At 41.5% G+C, this 16,996-nt stretch carries 15 protein-coding genes, 3 pseudogenes and 1 riboswitch; of the genes and pseudogenes, 10 read left to right on the top strand and 8 right to left on the bottom strand.

All coding sequences use genetic code 11. The annotated features are described in order from the left end of the window. Positions 1 to 23 precede the first annotated feature (23 nt). Positions 24 to 701 (top strand): response regulator transcription factor, encoded by a 678-nt coding sequence (locus HMPREF2876_RS05150; protein WP_024052443.1) that lies wholly within the window; start codon positions 24 to 26, stop codon positions 699 to 701. A 2-nt stretch (positions 702 to 703) separates the two neighbouring features. Then, a complete protein-coding gene (locus HMPREF2876_RS05145; protein ID WP_024052442.1) occupies positions 704 to 1,570 on the top strand; it encodes a sensor histidine kinase in 867 nt (288 codons plus the stop codon). Between the two features lie 50 nt (positions 1,571 to 1,620). Here the strand turns inward: HMPREF2876_RS05145 and HMPREF2876_RS05140 are convergent, their stop codons facing one another. Then, positions 1,621 to 2,379 (bottom strand): ABC transporter permease, encoded by a 759-nt coding sequence (locus tag HMPREF2876_RS05140; RefSeq protein WP_024052441.1) that lies wholly within the window; start codon positions 2,377 to 2,379, stop codon positions 1,621 to 1,623. 13 nt (positions 2,380 to 2,392) lie between these two features. Then, positions 2,393 to 3,301 (bottom strand): ABC transporter ATP-binding protein, encoded by a 909-nt coding sequence (locus HMPREF2876_RS05135; protein WP_024052440.1) that lies wholly within the window; start codon positions 3,299 to 3,301, stop codon positions 2,393 to 2,395. 222 nt (positions 3,302 to 3,523) lie between these two features. Between HMPREF2876_RS05135 and dexB the strand changes: the two genes are divergently transcribed. Next, positions 3,524 to 5,131, top strand: coding sequence for a glucan 1,6-alpha-glucosidase DexB (gene dexB / locus HMPREF2876_RS05130; protein WP_024052439.1), 1,608 nt, complete (start codon positions 3,524 to 3,526; stop codon positions 5,129 to 5,131). A 68-nt stretch (positions 5,132 to 5,199) separates the two neighbouring features. Here dexB and HMPREF2876_RS05125 read toward each other — a convergent pair whose 3' ends face one another. Genes HMPREF2876_RS05125 through HMPREF2876_RS05115 form a run of 3 tightly spaced genes read right to left on the bottom strand, consistent with a single transcriptional unit; the run spans position 5,200 to position 7,746 of the window. Beyond that, positions 5,200 to 5,853 (bottom strand): energy-coupling factor transporter transmembrane component T, encoded by a 654-nt coding sequence (locus tag HMPREF2876_RS05125; RefSeq protein WP_070584426.1) that lies wholly within the window; start codon positions 5,851 to 5,853, stop codon positions 5,200 to 5,202. Next, the gene (locus tag HMPREF2876_RS05120; RefSeq protein ID WP_024052437.1) at positions 5,850 to 7,184 is read right to left on the bottom strand and encodes an ATP-binding cassette domain-containing protein; all 1,335 of its coding nucleotides are present in this window, start codon (positions 7,182 to 7,184) and stop codon (positions 5,850 to 5,852) included. The genes HMPREF2876_RS05125 and HMPREF2876_RS05120 overlap by 4 nt, the downstream gene beginning before the upstream one ends. A 1-nt stretch (position 7,185) precedes the next feature. Further along, positions 7,186 to 7,746: an ECF transporter S component gene (locus tag HMPREF2876_RS05115; protein ID WP_024052436.1), complete on the bottom strand. Its 561-nt coding sequence runs from the start codon at positions 7,744 to 7,746 to the stop codon at positions 7,186 to 7,188. Positions 7,747 to 7,828: 82 nt separating this feature from the next. Then, a riboswitch (TPP riboswitch) is annotated at positions 7,829 to 7,916 on the bottom strand. 265 nt (positions 7,917 to 8,181) lie between these two features. Here HMPREF2876_RS05115 and metE point away from each other — a divergent pair. The 7 genes and pseudogenes from metE (at position 8,182) to HMPREF2876_RS05085 (ending at position 14,378) form a co-directional block, all read left to right on the top strand. After that, entirely contained in the window at positions 8,182 to 10,350 is a 2,169-nt protein-coding gene (gene metE / locus HMPREF2876_RS05110; protein ID WP_083306997.1) for a 5-methyltetrahydropteroyltriglutamate--homocysteine S-methyltransferase, read from the top strand. 202 nt (positions 10,351 to 10,552) lie between these two features. Beyond that, complete coding sequence (metF, locus tag HMPREF2876_RS05105; RefSeq protein ID WP_070242010.1) at positions 10,553 to 11,419, top strand: methylenetetrahydrofolate reductase [NAD(P)H]; 867 nt, start codon at positions 10,553 to 10,555, stop codon at positions 11,417 to 11,419. Between the two features lie 307 nt (positions 11,420 to 11,726). Further along, positions 11,727 to 12,181, top strand: a pseudogene (locus tag HMPREF2876_RS11060) (family 1 glycosylhydrolase); the annotation flags it as partial. Continuing rightward, entirely contained in the window at positions 12,139 to 12,315 is a 177-nt protein-coding gene (locus HMPREF2876_RS11135) for a family 1 glycosylhydrolase (protein WP_117625225.1), read from the top strand. The pseudogene HMPREF2876_RS11060 and the gene HMPREF2876_RS11135, both read left to right, overlap by 43 nt. Positions 12,316 to 12,327: 12 nt before the next feature. Further along, complete coding sequence (locus HMPREF2876_RS05095; RefSeq protein WP_024052432.1) at positions 12,328 to 13,170, top strand: Cof-type HAD-IIB family hydrolase; 843 nt, start codon at positions 12,328 to 12,330, stop codon at positions 13,168 to 13,170. Between the two features lie 11 nt (positions 13,171 to 13,181). Then, entirely contained in the window at positions 13,182 to 13,775 is a 594-nt protein-coding gene (locus HMPREF2876_RS05090; RefSeq protein WP_024052431.1) for a histidine phosphatase family protein, read from the top strand. After that, positions 13,776 to 14,378, top strand: a complete 603-nt coding sequence (locus HMPREF2876_RS05085; RefSeq protein WP_024052430.1) for a histidine phosphatase family protein — start codon at positions 13,776 to 13,778, stop codon at positions 14,376 to 14,378. It abuts the gene before it with no gap. 226 nt (positions 14,379 to 14,604) lie between these two features. Here HMPREF2876_RS05085 and HMPREF2876_RS05080 read toward each other — a convergent pair. The 3 genes and pseudogenes from HMPREF2876_RS05080 to HMPREF2876_RS05070 all read right to left on the bottom strand — a co-directional run bounded on the left by HMPREF2876_RS05080 (position 14,605) and on the right by HMPREF2876_RS05070 (position 16,943). After that, positions 14,605 to 15,024: pseudogene (locus HMPREF2876_RS05080) on the bottom strand (hypothetical protein). Next, positions 14,999 to 15,904: a phosphodiester glycosidase family protein gene (locus tag HMPREF2876_RS05075; protein WP_024052428.1), complete on the bottom strand. Its 906-nt coding sequence runs from the start codon at positions 15,902 to 15,904 to the stop codon at positions 14,999 to 15,001. Before HMPREF2876_RS05075 ends, HMPREF2876_RS05080 begins: the two are co-directional and overlap by 26 nt. After that, a pseudogene (locus tag HMPREF2876_RS05070) lies at positions 15,901 to 16,943 on the bottom strand (GtrA family protein). The gene HMPREF2876_RS05075 and the pseudogene HMPREF2876_RS05070 overlap by 4 nt, the downstream one beginning before the upstream one ends. Positions 16,944 to 16,996 lie beyond the last annotated feature (53 nt).

Genomic DNA, 16,996 nt, shown 5'->3' with positions numbered 1-16,996 from the left:
ATTTTACTGGAAATGGATGTAATATGGCTACTATTTTAATCATCGAAGATAACAACGATATTCATGACATTTTAAAAGATTTATTTGAAACTGAGCACAGAGTTTTCTCGGCTTATTCTGGAACGGAAGGGTTGCTGCTTTTTGCGCAGGAAGCAATTGATTTGGTATTGCTGGACATTATGCTGCCAGGGAAAAACGGTGATCAGGTCTTGGCAGAAATTCGCAAAAACAGTCAGATTCCAGTGGTCATGCTGACAGCTTTGGGTGAGAAATCGCTGGTTAGTCAGTATCTGTTGGACGGCGCTAATGATTATATTGTCAAACCGTTCGATCTAGACGAGGTTTTTGCGCGTGTGACGGTGCAGCTGCGCAATCATCTTTCACAAAAGCAAGCGACGGAAATTCAAGGGATAAAAAATATCCGTCTTTCATCAGAAACATTTGAAGTAGTCAATGGCGAGAAACGGGTTCGTTTAGGCAAGAAAGAGTATCAGATACTTCAAACCTTGCTTCATCATCCGAAGAAAATTTACACAAAGGAAGAACTGTTTGAGTTGATTTGGGAAGAGGCATATTTGCCGGGAGACAACACGCTCAACACTCATCTCAGCAATCTTCGTAAGAAATTGGCACAAGTAGATGATTCGGAAGAATATATAGAAACAATTTGGGGATTAGGTGTACGGCTCAAGGAGGGCTGAGAATGCTTGATGTTATACTAATTATGTTCATCAGTCTGCTTGGAATTTTGCTGTTACGTTATCATTTGGCAGTGAGAAATCTGGCGGCACAGATTCGAGAAAAACGAAAAACAAGCAGTGAAATTCGTTTGGCACCTCAAAACCACAGCCAAACGATTGTTGAGTTGGCAAATGAAGTTGAAAAGCTCTTTCAAGAAGTAGAGCAGACACGTTTTATAGCTCGTCAGGAAAAGAAAACCTTAGATATGGCGATTAGCAATATTGCTCATGATATTCGCACACCCTTGACCATTGCTAGTGGCTATACCCAAAAGCTTATAAAGGGAAAAGAAGAAAATGAACAGCTGTTGAAAATTGCGACCAATCTGTCCGTTGTTTCCAATCGTTTAGAAGCGCTCATGGAATACCGTCGTCTTATGGAAGGTGCTGTTCGACCACAATTTCGACAAATAGATATTTCCAAGCTGATTGCAAAGCAAATGCTTCCTTTTTATGATGCCTTTCAAAAGCAAGGAATTGAATTGCAAGTAAATTTGCAGGAGGGGTTAGTAATAAAGTCAGATCCAGAAATTTTAGAGCGGATTGTCCAAAATATGTTGAGCAATGTCCTCAAGCATGGAAAGGAAACTGCCCAGCTATCTTTAATCCGAAAAGATGCGGCTATTCTTTTAAGTGTAAAAAATATTGTCAGTCAACCAATTCAGCATTTGGAAAAATTAACCAATCGCTTTTATTCTGAAAATCTCTCTAACATGGAAGAATCCTCTGGTTTAGGACTTTATATCACTCAACAACTGGTAGATATTCTTGGCGGTGATTTAACCATGAAAACTGAAGGAGAATGGTTTGGATTGCTTATCCGTTTGTGAATATTTTATACAGAAAAACAGCTAATCATTTGACTAGCTGTTTTCTTTTGTTATAAATCTTTTCTTTTAAACACTTGCAAACCACTAAATGCAAAAAGAAGTGTGATGAGAAGAGCGATGGTTATGGTTTTGAAGACCATATCCTGTTTAGAAACCATGTCAAAATAGAATTGCATGTTCAAGTATTTTAACCAGTCAATATCTGGGTAAAAGGCAGTTGGCAAACCTAGCAGGGAAGCGCCGACAAAATAGGTGAAAATAGCAGCTATAATAGAATTTGTAGCATACAGTACGAAAGAAATAAGACTAACCCAAGCAAGCGTACAAATAAATTGAACCCCTATCGTAATGAGAAAATTAGAAAGGAAATGTTTGGGTGCGGTTCCAATACCATTGATGAGTGTAGCAGGAATAAATGAGGAATAGGTTAGAATCAATTGGAGTACGATGAGACTTGCCAGAACAAAGAACTTAGACAAATAGAATTCTGTCCGTGAGATACCACTAGTGATAGAATTTTTATATAATTTCTGAGTGAGATCAATTCCAATCAATAAAACAACAAGGATAATAGTAAAAATAATGGTATTACTAAAATTATCAGAAGTTTTGGTGATAGCCTCAAAACCAGTCCAGCCTCCGTTGTCGCCCAGTTTTTCTAAAGCTTTTGTATCTGTATGGACCCCGACATTGCCTATGACACCATAGAACACACCTAATAAGAGCGTGGTGATAAAAAGGGTTTCTGTAATCCAAAAACCTTTTGAACGGAAAAGACGATAAAAGTCTGCTTGAATAGTATGAAACATGATAAACCTCCCTCTATTCTACTAAATCTGTAAAGTATTTTTCTAAATCTTGGCGAGCATAGTAGATTTCATTGATAGTAATATTCGCCTTTCCTAGCTCTTGAATAATCTTGTTAATTTCGTGTGAGTGAGTGAAAATATGCAGCTCGTCTGTTGCGTTTACAACTTTGAGGCGGTAACCTAGTTGATCGTGAAGAATTTTGCTTGCTTCAGCAAGATTATTTGTTTTCAAAACGATATAATCTTCATTTTGCTCTTCAAATTCTGCTTTCGTAATTTCTTTGATGAGATGACCATTTTCAATGATGCCGAATTTTGTAGCGACCAAGTATAGTTCACTTAAAATATGACTGGAAATGATGAAGGTCATATTTAATTCTTCATTGAGACGTTGCACCAACTGGCGGAATTCTTTGATTCCGACAGGGTCAAGCCCGTTAATCGGTTCATCCAAAATTATCAAATCTGGTTTTGACAGAAGAGCAATAGCAATGCCCAAGCGCTGTTTCATTCCAAGAGAAAAGTCTCGGAATTTTTTCTTGCCAGTATTGGTTAGTCCGACGTAAGAGAGAGTTTCTCGGATAACCTTGTCCGCATTTGGGATATGCCGTATCTTGCAGCAATAGTTTAAGTTTTCATAAGCCGTCAAGTGATTGTAAGCAGCGGGTGCTTCAATGACAGAACCAACTCGTTTGAGAGCGTGCGTCCATTCGGATTTATTAGAAGAGCCAAAGAGAGCGACCGTACCGCTATTGGGCTGAATCAACTGGGTAATCACTTTGATAAGCGTTGTCTTACCAGCTCCATTTTTCCCAATTAGCCCGTAAATTTCTCCTTGCTTCACGGTGAGACTGACATCATTCAAAGCGAGTTGTTGTCCAAATCTCTTGCTGATGTGTTTCACATTTACAACAGTTTCCATAACGTGACCTCCATTTTTTCTATCGTAGAGTTCCCCTTTTTTCGCTATTTAGTATACAAAATGCTTGTCAAATAAGTCTCAAGCAATTCTCAAATATTTCTAAAATTGACAGAGTCAAAATTTTTACATACCAAAAAGAAATTAAAATTCAACGCAAACGCTTGCAAAGAAGTGAAAGATTATATAGTATGGAAGGTGAAAAAGATGAAAGTGAGATGCATAATGCAAAGAAAATGGTGGCATGATGCCGTGATTTATCAGATTTATCCAAAGAGTTTTATGGATAGTAATGGAGATGGAATTGGTGATTTAAAAGGAATTACAAGTAAATTGGATTACTTGAAGAAACTTGGGATTACTGCTATTTGGCTTTCTCCGGTTTACAAGAGTCCGATGGATGATAATGGCTATGATATTGCGGACTATGAAGCAATTGCGGATATTTTCGGATCTATGGAAGATATGGAGAACTTGATTGCGGAAGGGCAGAAGCGCGATATTAAAATTATCATGGACTTGGTGGTCAATCATACTTCTGATGAGCATGCTTGGTTTGTAGAGGCGCGTGAAAATCCAGATAGCCTGGAGCGCAATTATTACATCTGGCGAGATGAGCCGAATGACTTGGACTCTATTTTTGGTGGCTCTGCTTGGCAATATGATGAAAAAGCTGGACAATATTACCTGCACTTCTTTAGCAAAAAACAACCTGATCTCAACTGGGAAAATGAAGCCCTACGTCAAAAAATCTACAAGATGATGAATTTCTGGATTGACAAGGGAATTGGTGGTTTTCGTATGGACGTGATTGACATGATTGGCAAAGTACCCGGCCAGAAAATTGTCAATAACGGACCAATGTTGCACCCTTACTTGCAGGAGATGAACCGTGCAACATTTGGGGAGAAGGATTTACTGACAGTTGGCGAAACTTGGGGTGCCACTCCTGAAATTGCAAAGCAGTATTCCGATCCAAAGAATCATGAATTATCCATGGTGTTCCAATTTGAACACATTGGTCTTCAATACAAACCGAATCAACCCAAATGGGATGTGGCAGATGAATTGGACGTTCCTAAGCTCAAAGAGATTTTTGCTAAGTGGCAAAATGAACTAGGCGTAGAAGAGGGTTGGAATTCGCTCTTTTGGAATAATCATGACCTTCCGCGTGTTGTCTCTATCTGGGGAAATGCTACGAAATACCGCGAGAAGTCAGCCAAGGCTTTGGCAATTTTACTTCATCTGATGCGTGGCACTCCTTACATTTATCAAGGAGAAGAAATTGGTATGACTAATTATCCCTTTAAGACCTTGGAAGAAGTGGAAGATATTGAATCTCTCAATTATGCTCGTGAAGCCCTTGAAAAGGGGGTACCGCTGGATAATATTATGGCAAGTATTCGCGCGATTGGGCGGGACAATGCTCGCACACCCATGCAGTGGAATGCCCATCAACAGGCAGGTTTTTCAACCGGTCAATCTTGGCTAGCTGTCAATCCTAACTATTCAACGATCAATGTAGAAGCAGCTCTGGAAGATTCAAATTCTATTTTTTATACTTATCAAAAATTAATTCAATTGAGAAAAGACAATGATTGGTTGGTGACAGCAGATTTTAAACTACTTGAAACGGCTGATAAGGTGTTTGCTTATTTACGAGAAACGACAACAAAGAAATATCTGATCGTGATGAACTTCTCAAATGAAGAGCAAAGTTTTGTCTTGGAAAATACTGTAAAGGAAGTTTTGATTGCTAACACAGATGTAACTAAGATACTTCAAACCCATAAATTACAGGGCTGGGATGCTTTTTGTGTGGAAATTGAGTAGAAAGATTGGCAAGAACAAAGACATAAAAAATACTGTGAGAAATTCCACAGTATTTTTTATGTCGAGTTCTATCTTGGGATCAAAAGAGTCAAATTGATAAGGAGGAAAATCAAGAAGCAAGCAAGGGTGGTGCTTTTTTGTGTTTCTAAATGTCGGTAATAGCTTCGCTTGATAGTCTCATCAAATCCGTGGGCGTACATAGCTTCTACATAGGAATCTCGCCAGTTGAAAGCGATAAAAATTGCTTTGATATAAAAGATTGGCGACCAGAAATGTAAGGTTTTACCTCGCAAGAGACTAGCTTCGCGAACAGCTTGGATTTCTTTTTGAATGACTGGAATGGCGTTTAAGACAACGAGCAGTCCGTAGGTAAAATGACTCGGAAGCCCTTTTTGATGTCCATAGCGCAAGAGTTGATTGAGATTGACGCCGTATAAAAAGGTCATTCCCAGAGCCGCTAAAGCAAAGGAGCGCGTAAAAAGAACAATCGCTTGATTTTTGTCGCCGTGAAGCTGGATAGCCCAGAAATTTGCCAACGCTGGAAGCAATGGAAGAAGGAACATCCAAAGAATGCCCCACCATTTGCTAAGGTAAGTAAGGTAGATAAGTGTTCCTGCGACAATAGCGCAGTTGAGCCATGTTGAGCGGACAAAGGAAATTTCTAGCGTCAATACAATGAGAAGGAGCAAGAGTGCTAGGACATTTGTTTCTTCTTTTTTCATAGCGCTCTCCTCTCTGTCAGCCCGTGAGACGTCAGCTCTACCAAATGATCACTAATGCCGTCCAAGGGCTCCAAACGATGAGAAATGATAATAAAGCTCTGTTGTGCAGCTTTTTCCTTAATCCAATTAGCAAAAAAATCACAGGCTTTTTTATCTAAGCCAGTAAAGGGCTCATCCATGAGTATGACAGGAGTTTCCAAGGTCAAGATAGCCAATAATTGAATGATTTTTTTCTGTCCACCACTCAAGTGAAAAAGACTAGAATCCATTTTGTCCTCTAAGCCAAATAAATCCAGGGCTTCTTGTACCTTTGCTTGGTTTTCACTGGAAAGAGAGGGCAGGTTTAATTCCTCTGCGGGGGTCGTCTGAATGAATTGCTTTTCAGCATCTTGAACAACGGCAGTAATATGGCGGTACAATTGTTTGCTTTTCTTGAGTTTTTGCCCCTGATAACTCATATTGCCTTTGTATTTTTGCAATTGCAAAATAGCACGAAAGAGAGTGGACTTGCCGACACCGTTAGCTCCGATGAGAGTTGTAATACCTTGTTGAAAAGTAAAGTCCTCAATTGTAAAAAGTATTTTTTTGTCAAATTGACAGGAAACGTGCTGTAATTGTAAGAGAGGATTCCGCTGGGTATTTTCGCATGCCAGCTGATAGCTTGGGAGTTCCTTTTTTAAAAGAGCTACATCTCGTTCAAAAAGTTCCCCATTTTTTAATTCAACAAGGTGGTCAACGCAGTCCGCATAGAGACTGCGGTCGTGGTCGCACAGAATCACCATTTTCCCCATTTTTGTCAAATCTGATAGTAAATGAATCAAGCGCTTGCGTGCTTCTTGATCGACAGAAGCAAAGGGCTCGTCCAATAGAATAATCTGCGAATCCATAGCCAACAGAACCGCCAGAGAGACTTGTTGCTTTTCTCCACCAGATAAGGTCAGAAAGTCTCGATGAAGCAGGTGCTCTACTTTGCCAAGTGCAATCGCATGCTGGATTTTTTCATCAATCTGGTCAGAGGGTGTTTGGAGATTTTCTAAGGTAAAAATCAATTCCTCATAGAGAGTTGGCATGGTGAATTGACGGCTTGGATTTTGAAACATCATGCTGAGGTAGGTGACTCGTTTATGAATAGGTAAATGAGATAGTAGTGTATCACCTAGTTTGACCTCTCCAGAGAAGTCTAGTTCATTGAAATTCGTTAAAATCCGAAAAAGGGTTGATTTGCCAGCACCGGTATCGCCAATTAAGAGTGTCATTTTGCCTGTTTCAAAGGCGAAGGTTAAATCTTTAAAGACATCTCTAAAATAAATGTGTTCTAATGTTAGTTTCATCTTATTTACCAGCAGCTTGGTTAATCTTGTCGTAAAGATTCATAATGATTTTAACCAGAACAGCACAGAAGAAGAATACCGAAAGAAAACGAACAACAAACAATGCTAAAACAAACTCAGGTTTGAAAGCATAGTAACCAATCTTGAAATATTCATAGGCAAAGCTCAAAAGGGTCGTACCAATTGCGCTGTAAGTAAGTGACAACCAATCATAGCGTTTGTATCTGGTCGCAGCAAACCCAAGCTCGCTACCAAATCCTTGTATGAAGCCAGAAATCAAGGTGCTCATGCCAAATTGGCTACCATATAGTACCTCTGCGAGGGCTGCAAGCACTTCTCCAATCGTGGCGCTACCAGTTTTGCGAATGAGTATAGCTGACATAGGAGCTGCCATGCACCAAAGTCCGAACAAGACTTCATTGGCGAAAGGCTCCAAACCTGCTGGCGCTAAAATAGCTGTCAAAATATTGTAAAGAAAACCTGAACCGACAAAAATCCCACCGAAAAGAATAGCTAAAAGAGCTAAGAGGATAACATCTCGTAAACTCCATTTTTCAAACATAAAAAACTCCTTCTAACAAAGCAGATGAGGAGTTTTAGCACGACAAAATAAAATCTAATCACATAAATGATTAGAACGGTTTGGTCTTTCTTATACATTTCCCTGCGGCAGCATTAACTGCATCAGGTTCCATGGGTATAATCTCAGCCTTAGCACCCCAAATGTTCTTTGCTTTTTATTATGTTGCTATTCTAACATCTATTTTCAAAAATAGCAAGAAAAGGATTTTCAAAAATTTTGATGTATGCGGCTGTCATAGCCTTAAACTATATCAAATCATAAAATGTTAAACGACATGCGATGAAATCAATGTTTAATATATATTTGGAATCTCATTATAGTTAAAAACTATAATGAGATTCCTAGAAATTCCAATTATACAGAGCTTAGATTTTCTGTTAAGATAGTGTCGACAAAAAATTTTGGAGGATGACTATGTCAACTACGATTATCGGCTTCCCGCGTTTGAGAGAATTCCGAGAATTAAAATTCACTGCTAAAAAATACTTTAGGAATGAAATTTCAACTCAAGAGCTCCTGACTGCTGCCAAGGACCTGCGCGCCAAGCACTGGAATATCGTCAAAGAGCACGGGATTACAGAAGTACCGTCCAACGACTTTTCTCACTATGATAATGTTTTGGATGTCGCCTTCCTCTTTAACGTAGTGCCGTCCTCTGTTCAGGGCCTGGACCTGTCTGATCTGGAGCGTTATTTTGCTCTGGCCCGCGGTTACCAAGGGGAAAAAGGGGATGTTCGAGCCCTGCCGATGAAAAAATGGTTCAACACCAACTACCACTACATTGTGCCTAAGTTTGAAAAGGATACTCAGGTTAAATTGTCCGACAGCAAGATCTTTGATGAATTTGCGGAAGCCAAGGAGCTAGGTCTGGATACCCGTCCGGTCCTGGTAGGTCCCTTCACACTCCTGCAGCTGTCCGACTTTGAAGAAGGGGTAGAACCTGCCCAGTTTGTGGATGCCCTGGTCAAGACCTATCAGGAAGTCTTTGCCAAATTGGCCGACCTTGGTGCCGGCCGCATCCAGCTGGATGAGCCTGCTCTGGTCAAGGACCTGTCTGCCGAAGAGAAGGTCTTCTTCCTTGATCTCTACAGGAAAATCCTGGCGGACAAGAAAGGACTGGAAGTCCTAATCCAAACCTACTTCGGCGATGTTCGGGATATCTACTCCGATTTGATCGAACTGCCGGTTGATGCCATCGGTCTGGACTTCGTTGAAGGCAAGAAAACTCTGGAGTTGGTCAAGTCCGGCTTCCCGGCCGACAAGACCCTCTATGCCGGGATTGTCAACGGTAAGAATATCTGGCGCAATAATTATGAAAAGAGCCTAGCTGTCCTGGAGCAGATTCCGGCTGAAAAGCTTGTGCTGACCAGCTCCTGCTCCCTGCTGCATGTGCCTTTCACCACAGCCAATGAAGACTTTGAAGAAGCCATCCTCAAGCACTTTGCCTTTGCGGTGGAAAAGCTGGATGAGATCCGGGATCTGGATGCCATCCGCAATGGCGGCGGAGCAGAAGCTCTGGCTGCCGACAAGGAACTCTTTGGGACAGAGCGTGTCGGTAGAAATGCTGAATTGGCGGCCCGCCTGGCCGGTCTGACCGATGCCGACTACACCCGCCTGCCGGCCTTCGCAGAACGCGAGGCCATCCAGGAAGAAGCCTTCAAACTGTCGGTTCTGCCGACGACAACCATCGGTTCCTTCCCTCAGACCAAGGAAGTTCGGACCAAGCGCCTAACCTTTCGTAAGGGAGAACTGTCCCAGAAAGACTATGACAAGTTCCTAGCTGAGCAGATCGACGAATGGATCAAGTGGCAGGAAGAAGTTGGTTTTGATGTTCTGGTTCACGGGGAATTTGAGCGTAATGACATGATAGAATACTTCGGTCAAAACCTGTCCGGCCATCTCTTCTCCAAGAACGGCTGGGTGCAGTCCTACGGTATGCGTGGGGTAAAACCGCAGATTATCTGGGGAGATGTAACCCGCCTCAACCCGATTACTGTTAAATGGTCCAGCTATGCTCAAAGTCGGACTGACAAGCCGGTTAAGGGAATGCTGACGGGACCTGTAACCATCCTCAACTGGTCCTTCCCACGGGAAGATATTCCCATCAAGGACTCTACCCTGCAGATTGCCCTGGCCGTTAAGGACGAAGTTCTGGACCTGGAAGCTACCGGCGTTAAGATTATCCAAATCGATGAAGCCGCCCTGCGTGAAAAGCTGCCGCTCCGCCGCAGCGACTGGTATGAGGATTATCTGGATTGGACCATTCCGGCCTTCCGTCTGGTCCACTCTACCGTTGCACCGGATACGCAGATCCATACCCACATGTGCTACTCAGAGTTTACCGATATCATCCCAGCCATTGATAACATGGATGCGGATGTCATCTCCTTTGAGGCTAGCCGCTCAAATCTGGAAATTCTGGATGAGCTCAAGGCCAAAAACTTCCAGACAGAAGTGGGACTTGGAGTTTACGATATCCACTCTCCTCGTGTACCGAATGAAGGGGAAATCGACCACACCATCGAGGCCATCCTGGTCCGCCTGGTAGAGGCAGCCAAGGCAGCACGCCAAGGTTTGAAATAAAAAATAGAGACTGACAATCTTGCAAAGGTTCTGATACTCAATGAAAATCAAATTTCTTTGACAGTCGCTTTGCGACTTCTATCCACAACCTTCAACAATCTCCTAGATTGTTGAAGGTTGACAAAGTTTGAAGAGATTTTCGAAGAGTATAACTTGCGGGATTGTCACATACTCTCGTAAATATCGAAAGGAATTGTAAAACATGTCTATCCAAAGCCCGTCTCTCTCTTTTGAAGTATTTCCTCCAAATCCAGCAGTAGGCAATGAAAATATTATGGTGGCCCTGAAGGAAATGCAGGACCTGGCGCCTCATTTCATCAGTGTCACAGCTAGTAATAATAAGTTCAATATCGAAGAAACGACGGTGCGTCTGGCGGACTTCATCTGCAATGGTCTGCACATCCCGACCATTGCTCACCTGCCTGCGGTTTATCTGACTAAGGAAATGGTTACAGAAACTCTGACAGTACTTGATAAGATAGGTGTTCATAAAGTATTGGCGCTCAGAGGGGATATCCTTCGAGATGTGGAACCCCAAAAGGACTTCGTCTACGCAACAGATTTGATTGAGTATATTAAGAAAGAAGCTCCTCACTTTGAGATTATCGGGGCCTGCTATCTAGAAGGTCATCCTGATTCACCAGACCGAGTTTCAAATATCAAGAATCTCAAAAAGAAAGTAGATGCAGGCTGTTCGAGTTTGGTCACTCAACTCTTCTTTGATAATGAGCGTTTTTATGATTTTCAAGAAAGATGTACTCTGGCTGGGATTGAAGTTCCGATTCATGCGGGGATTATACCGATTTTAAACCGTAATCAGGTTCTTCGTTTGCTCAAAACCTGTGAAAACATTTATTTACCACGAAAATTTTGCTCTATTCTAGATAAATATGAACACGATCCAGAGTCACTCAGAGCAGCAGGATTAGCCTATGCGATTGACCAAATTGTTGACTTAGTCACTCAAGATGTGGCAGGTGTTCATCTATATACAATGAACAATTCCAGTACTGCTCATCAAATTTATCAGGCGACACATACATTCTTTAATAATAAAGTGTCAAGCTAGGGCGTGAGACAGTCTGGGAGACTAAGAAAACAAAGTTTTCGTCAAAGGTAGTCTTCCGAGTTTAAAAAGCGAACAACATTGAGTCTTGCTTCGTATGCTCTATCTGTAAGTTCAAAGCAGTGTTTTAAGCAATCAGCCACTACCTTGTGTACTTTGAAGCTGGAGACTTTTGTCCCAGCTTTTTTCATGATTGTGTAAAATGCTCATTCTTCTAGGAAAGAATAGTATCAGTATTTATGACTATTTTACAAGAAAGGGGTCACAAAAAAGAGTATAATAGAAGTAACGAAAGAACGAGGTGAATGAAATGACAGAAAAACAGTTTCCGAATGGCTTTTTGTGAGGTGGCGTGGTCCGGCTACGTCTGATACAGCCAAAGCTGTACGCCCTGAGGAGCGTCAAAATATGGAAGGTTTTGCCGCACCCATGACCAGAGAAAAAGTAGAAGCTGCTCTTAATGATAAGGAAGGACTCTATCCTAAGCGCTGGGGCTCTAACTTTTATCATCGTTACAAGGAAGATATTGCTCTTTTTGCAGAAATGGGCTTTAAAACTTTCCGCCTCTCTGTCGCTTGGAGTCGAATTTTCCCTAATGGAGACGATGTAGATCCTAATGAAGAAGGGCTGGCTTTTTACGATGCGGTCTTTGACGAACTCTTGAAATATGGCATTGAGCCTTTAGTGACGTTGTCACACTATGAGACACCGATTCATTTGGCATTAGAGTACGGTGGCTGGAAGAATCGCCGAGTTATTGGTTTTTTGAGCGTTATGGATTTATCTATGTAGATGCAGACGATGAGGAAAATGGAAGCTATGACCGCTCCCGTAAGGATTCTTTCTTCTGGTATCAGAAAGTGATTGAAACCAACGGGGCAGCGGCCTTAGAAGAATAGAGAGGTCAACAGATGAGCAGAAAAATTATCTTTTTAGATGTAGACGGAACTTTGGTGGATTATGACAATCGCATTCCAGAATCCGCTATCCAGGCTATTCGTCAGGCGCGGGGAAATGGGCATTTAGTCTATGTTTGTACAGGGCGTAGTAAGGCGGAAATACCAGAGGAAATCTGGGCTATCGGTCTAGACGGTATGATTGGCGGGAATGGTTCTTGTGTGGAGCATGAAGGTCAGGTTATCATGCATCAGCTGATTCCTTTAGAAGTGGAAAAGAGAGTTGTAGACTGGTTGCATGAGAGAGGATTGGAATTTTATTTAGAAAGTAACAACGGTCTCTTTGCTAGTGAGTATTTTCGTGACGCAGCGCGTCCGGTCATGAAACTTTATGCCAAGAAAAAAGGAAAAACAGATGCGGAAGTTGAACATCAAGAGGTTGAGGATGTGATGCATGGCATGGTCTTTGGTGGCAAGCTTTACCGAGATGATCTAAATAAAATCAGCTTTATTCTCACTTCTTATCAGGATCACTTGGACTCTAAGGAAGCTTTTCCAGAGCTCAAGGCTGGTACATGGGGTGGTCGTGGAGAGGAATCTCTCTTTGGCGACTTAGGAGTTAAGGATATTACGAAAGCTCATGCGATTGATGTGCTGTTAGAACATTTAGGGGCGAAAAAAGAAGATACGATTGCTTTTGGAGATGCCAAAATTGACATTCCGATGTTGGAATATTGTCAAGTTGGGGTTTCTATGGGAAATGGTGGTCCAGAAATATTAGCCATGGCGGATATGGTGACAGATGACGTGGCTGAGGACGGTCTCTACAATGCTTTTGAAAAATTAGGACTTCTTTAGAGGAACGGTTTATGACAAAAACACTTTATTTGATGCGACACGGGCAAACTTTATTCAATAAACGGCATAGGATTCAAGGTTGGTGTGATGCCCCTTTAACGGACTTAGGAGTGTATCAAGCTCAGGTGGCTGGGTACTATTTCAAAAATGCCGGGATTACGTTTGATGCAGCCTACAGTTCAACATCTGAACGAGCCTGTGACACTTTAGAAATTGTCACAAATTGCAGCCTTCCTTATCAACGAGTGAAAGGTCTCAAGGAGTGGAACTTCGGGACCTTTGAAGGGGAAAGCGAGGATCTTAATCCGCCCCTGCCCTATAAAGATTTTTTTGTGACCTATGGGGGTGAATCGCAGGAACAGGTGCAGGCGCGTATGGCAGCGACCATTCTTCAGCTCATGCAAGAGACAGATGGTCAGTCCGTGCTCATGGTCTCTCATGGCGCAGCTATGGCCAATTTTGCCAGAGCTTGGAAGAAAAATTGGCGTCTGGAAAGTCTAGGTCACATGACCAATTGTGGTATTTTGAAGTTTTCTTTCGAAGATGATCAATTCTATCTGGAAGAAGTCATCAATCACGATTTTAGCAACTGGGAGGAAAAATAAATGAAAGATTTATATTTGATGCGGCATGGTCAGACTTTTTTCAACCAAGAAGGCTTGGTGCAAGGAGTGTGTGATTCACCGCTGACTGATTTAGGTATAGAGCAAGCCGAGCAAGCGCGAGATTTTTTCGAGAAAAATGGCATTGAATTTGGCGGTATCTACTCTTCCACTCAAGAGAGGGCTTCTGATACCTTGGAAATTGTGACGGGTCGAACAGATTACACCCGTCTCAAGGGGGTGAAAGAGTGGAATTTTGGACTTTTTGAAGCTCAGCCAGAAAGATTGCAGCCAAAGTTTCGAGCCGGTGCGGTGTCTTTTGAAGATTTATACGTGCCTTATGGGGGTGAAGATGTGATTCAAGTAGGAGAACGCATGCTGACCACTCTGACAGAAATCATGAAAAAAACGCCTACTGTTGAAAATCCAATATTGGTCGTCAGCCACGGTGGCGCTATGTGGGCTTTTTATCTAAAAGTAGGTTATTTGCCTGATCCTAATATTTATTTCAGTAACTGTGCCATTTGTCATTACCAATATGAAAACGACCAGTTTCTGCTTCGACAAGTTATTGACCCATTGGCTAAAACGGTCTATGACTTGTAACGGCGACTTACTTGTTCTCGCTTGATTTCTTATAGAGAAAATAGTATAGAGTGGCTGTTTAATAGTTGAATAAAAGAAAGAAAATGATGACCAAAACCATCATTTTATATCTTTTTATATGTAATTTTCTCAAATTTCCTTTTTCTGCAGGTGATTGCATTAGTAAACTATCCTGGGCTCAAGTATTTTATGAAAAATCTCGAAGAATTTTTCGAGATTTGCAAGATTATAAAAACTGTTCTTCTGTCATCCACACGCTTCTGGTGAAGATCATGGAGAGCAGGGCTAATCCAGCAAGTCCAATTCCCATGTACTAGTAGGGGAGATCCATTGTGGTGGAGCGTCCAGACAGGTTGACAATACCACGAAAGAGCACACCCGTAGCAATGGTTGCAACCGCAGAATTCCAAAGATTGAGACTGAGCCGTGAAAGATTAGGAATCATTTTTTGAAAAATCAGAAGCACCATCCCTCCAATTAGTGGCACTCCAAAGAGATAATGCATATAGACCGAAGTCTCACCAAAGCTGAAGTGCTCGTAAATACGGCTGAAAATGAAGAAAAATACTGTGATTAAGGCATAGACAACGGCTGTCTTTTTGAGCCGTTTCTTGCTTGCTTTAGTAACCGATGTAGACAATGTCACTCACCGCCCTTTCTGAAATCGTTCCGTTCGTCGTTGGTTTATTGACGACTTTTCCATTGAAGTAAAGAGTAGACGAACCACCACCATCCAGATTGTAGGCTGTTTTCACACCGTAAGACTTCATAACTTCTGCGAGTTCGTAAAGAGAAAGTCCCGCACTTTCTGAAGTTCGACCGTCTGATACGACGATAATATAGTGGTTTTTATCAATAATCCCAATAGCTGTACGTGGATTAGAAGACATGGATTGCCCCACTTCCGAATTGCTTGAAACAGCAATCTTACCATTTTCAACCAAAGTCGGACCAAAGGCAAGAAGGTTTACAACACCATTTTTAACCAAGTCTTCAGCAGAAACATCATGTTCGTAAACAAGTCCGAAACTCCCATCTTTATAGATTGCTAAATCACCATTGCTAGCATCTTCACGAACGGTATTTCGATGGACGACACCGTTACGTATGACATAGCCAGTCGTGTTGGCTCCGTAGTAGTCTCCGTTGATAGCAAGAATGGCATTGTTATTGGCAGCTGTGACAGAAGTCTTAGCTGTCACATTATTTCCATATGTATTTTGTGCTAGAGCGGTTTTTAGATATTCAGATGAGCTGACCGTAATATCTGCAATGTACACTTTTGTGTTGCTGACGTTTTTTGTAGTTAGGTTAATAGAAATGTTATTATCCTTATAGCTTGTATCAGTCGTTGTTGCATTTGTTGCGGTTTTAGCAGTTGTTGTGCTCGTTGAGTTAGAAGAACTTTTGACCGTTGTAATAGCCTCTGACAGGACAAAGGTTTTTAACATTGAGTAGGTAAACGACCCTGTCAGCAAAATACCAAAGAGACTAGCATAAGCATAGGATTTTTTTAAAAATTTCATGATAAGGTGTGAGTCCTTTCTTTGAAAATAATTTTTTTTGAACGAGCCAAGATAGGCAAAAGAGCAGCGCTCCGACGAGGATTTTAATAATCAGCAAATTGAGACCGAAAACGGCGTAAAATAGTCTGATTAGAAGAGTATCGAGGATAAATAAGCCCAAAGCTAGCCCGAAATAACCAGTACCCGTTTTAACAACACTGTCTTTATTTTTAAAGACCAATCTTTTGTTTGTGGAGTAATTAAAAATCGAGCTAGTGACACGAGCCACTCCGTTTGCCAGTAAAATTTTGAGACTAGTTGGTACCGCAGCAAGTACCAAGAGGGCGAGAGCATAGACGATATAGTCAATCAAAAAACTACTAATTGAAGAGGGAGCGAACTTAAACATATCTTTATAAATCATGAGCCCGTCTCGTACCGGTCTAAAGTGAGAAGCTTGATTATCATTAATATAAACTGTCTCAATTGGAACTTCAATGATAGGGTATTCTTTGGAAGCAGCTAGTAGCATATTCATTTCATATTCATAACGCTGCCCTTCAACCTTCAACATAAATGGGATCATGTTGGTTGTAAATCCGCGAAGTCCTGTTTGGGTATCTGTCACGGAAACACCAGTCTGTTGCTTAAACAGAAATCGTGTTAATTTATTTCCAAAAGCCGAACGCAAAGGAACGTTGCCAGAAAAAGAACGCGCTCCTATAATCAAGTGATTGGGGTTTTCTTGAGCCTTTTTGCTCACTCGGAAAATATCCCATACGTTGTGTTGACCATCTGCATCAGCTGTGACCACTGTCCCATATTACCCTAAGGAATCAATATAAGAAAAAACTGTTTTCAGCGCTTGCCCTTTCCCTTGATTTGTTGTATGGCATAGAATAGTAGCATATTTCTGTGTTTCTCGAAAAATGGAATCATCGTTAGCTGGACTGCCGTCATTTACCACGATGATTTGCAGCGAACTCTTTTCCTTCACCTTTTGCAACAAATGAATAAGATGAAGGTCGGGTCTGTATGCGGGAATGACTAAATAGTTCATGTGTTTACTCCTTTCTTAGAAAAGTGATAGAAAATTTACACAACAGTATATAG

This window comes from Streptococcus sp. HMSC073A12, from assembly GCF_001812815.1.
Taxonomy (GTDB): Bacteria; Bacillota; Bacilli; order Lactobacillales; family Streptococcaceae; genus Streptococcus; species Streptococcus vaginalis.
Note: the sequence above shows the minus strand (reverse complement) of the source record. Positions and strands in the feature narration are given on the sequence as shown.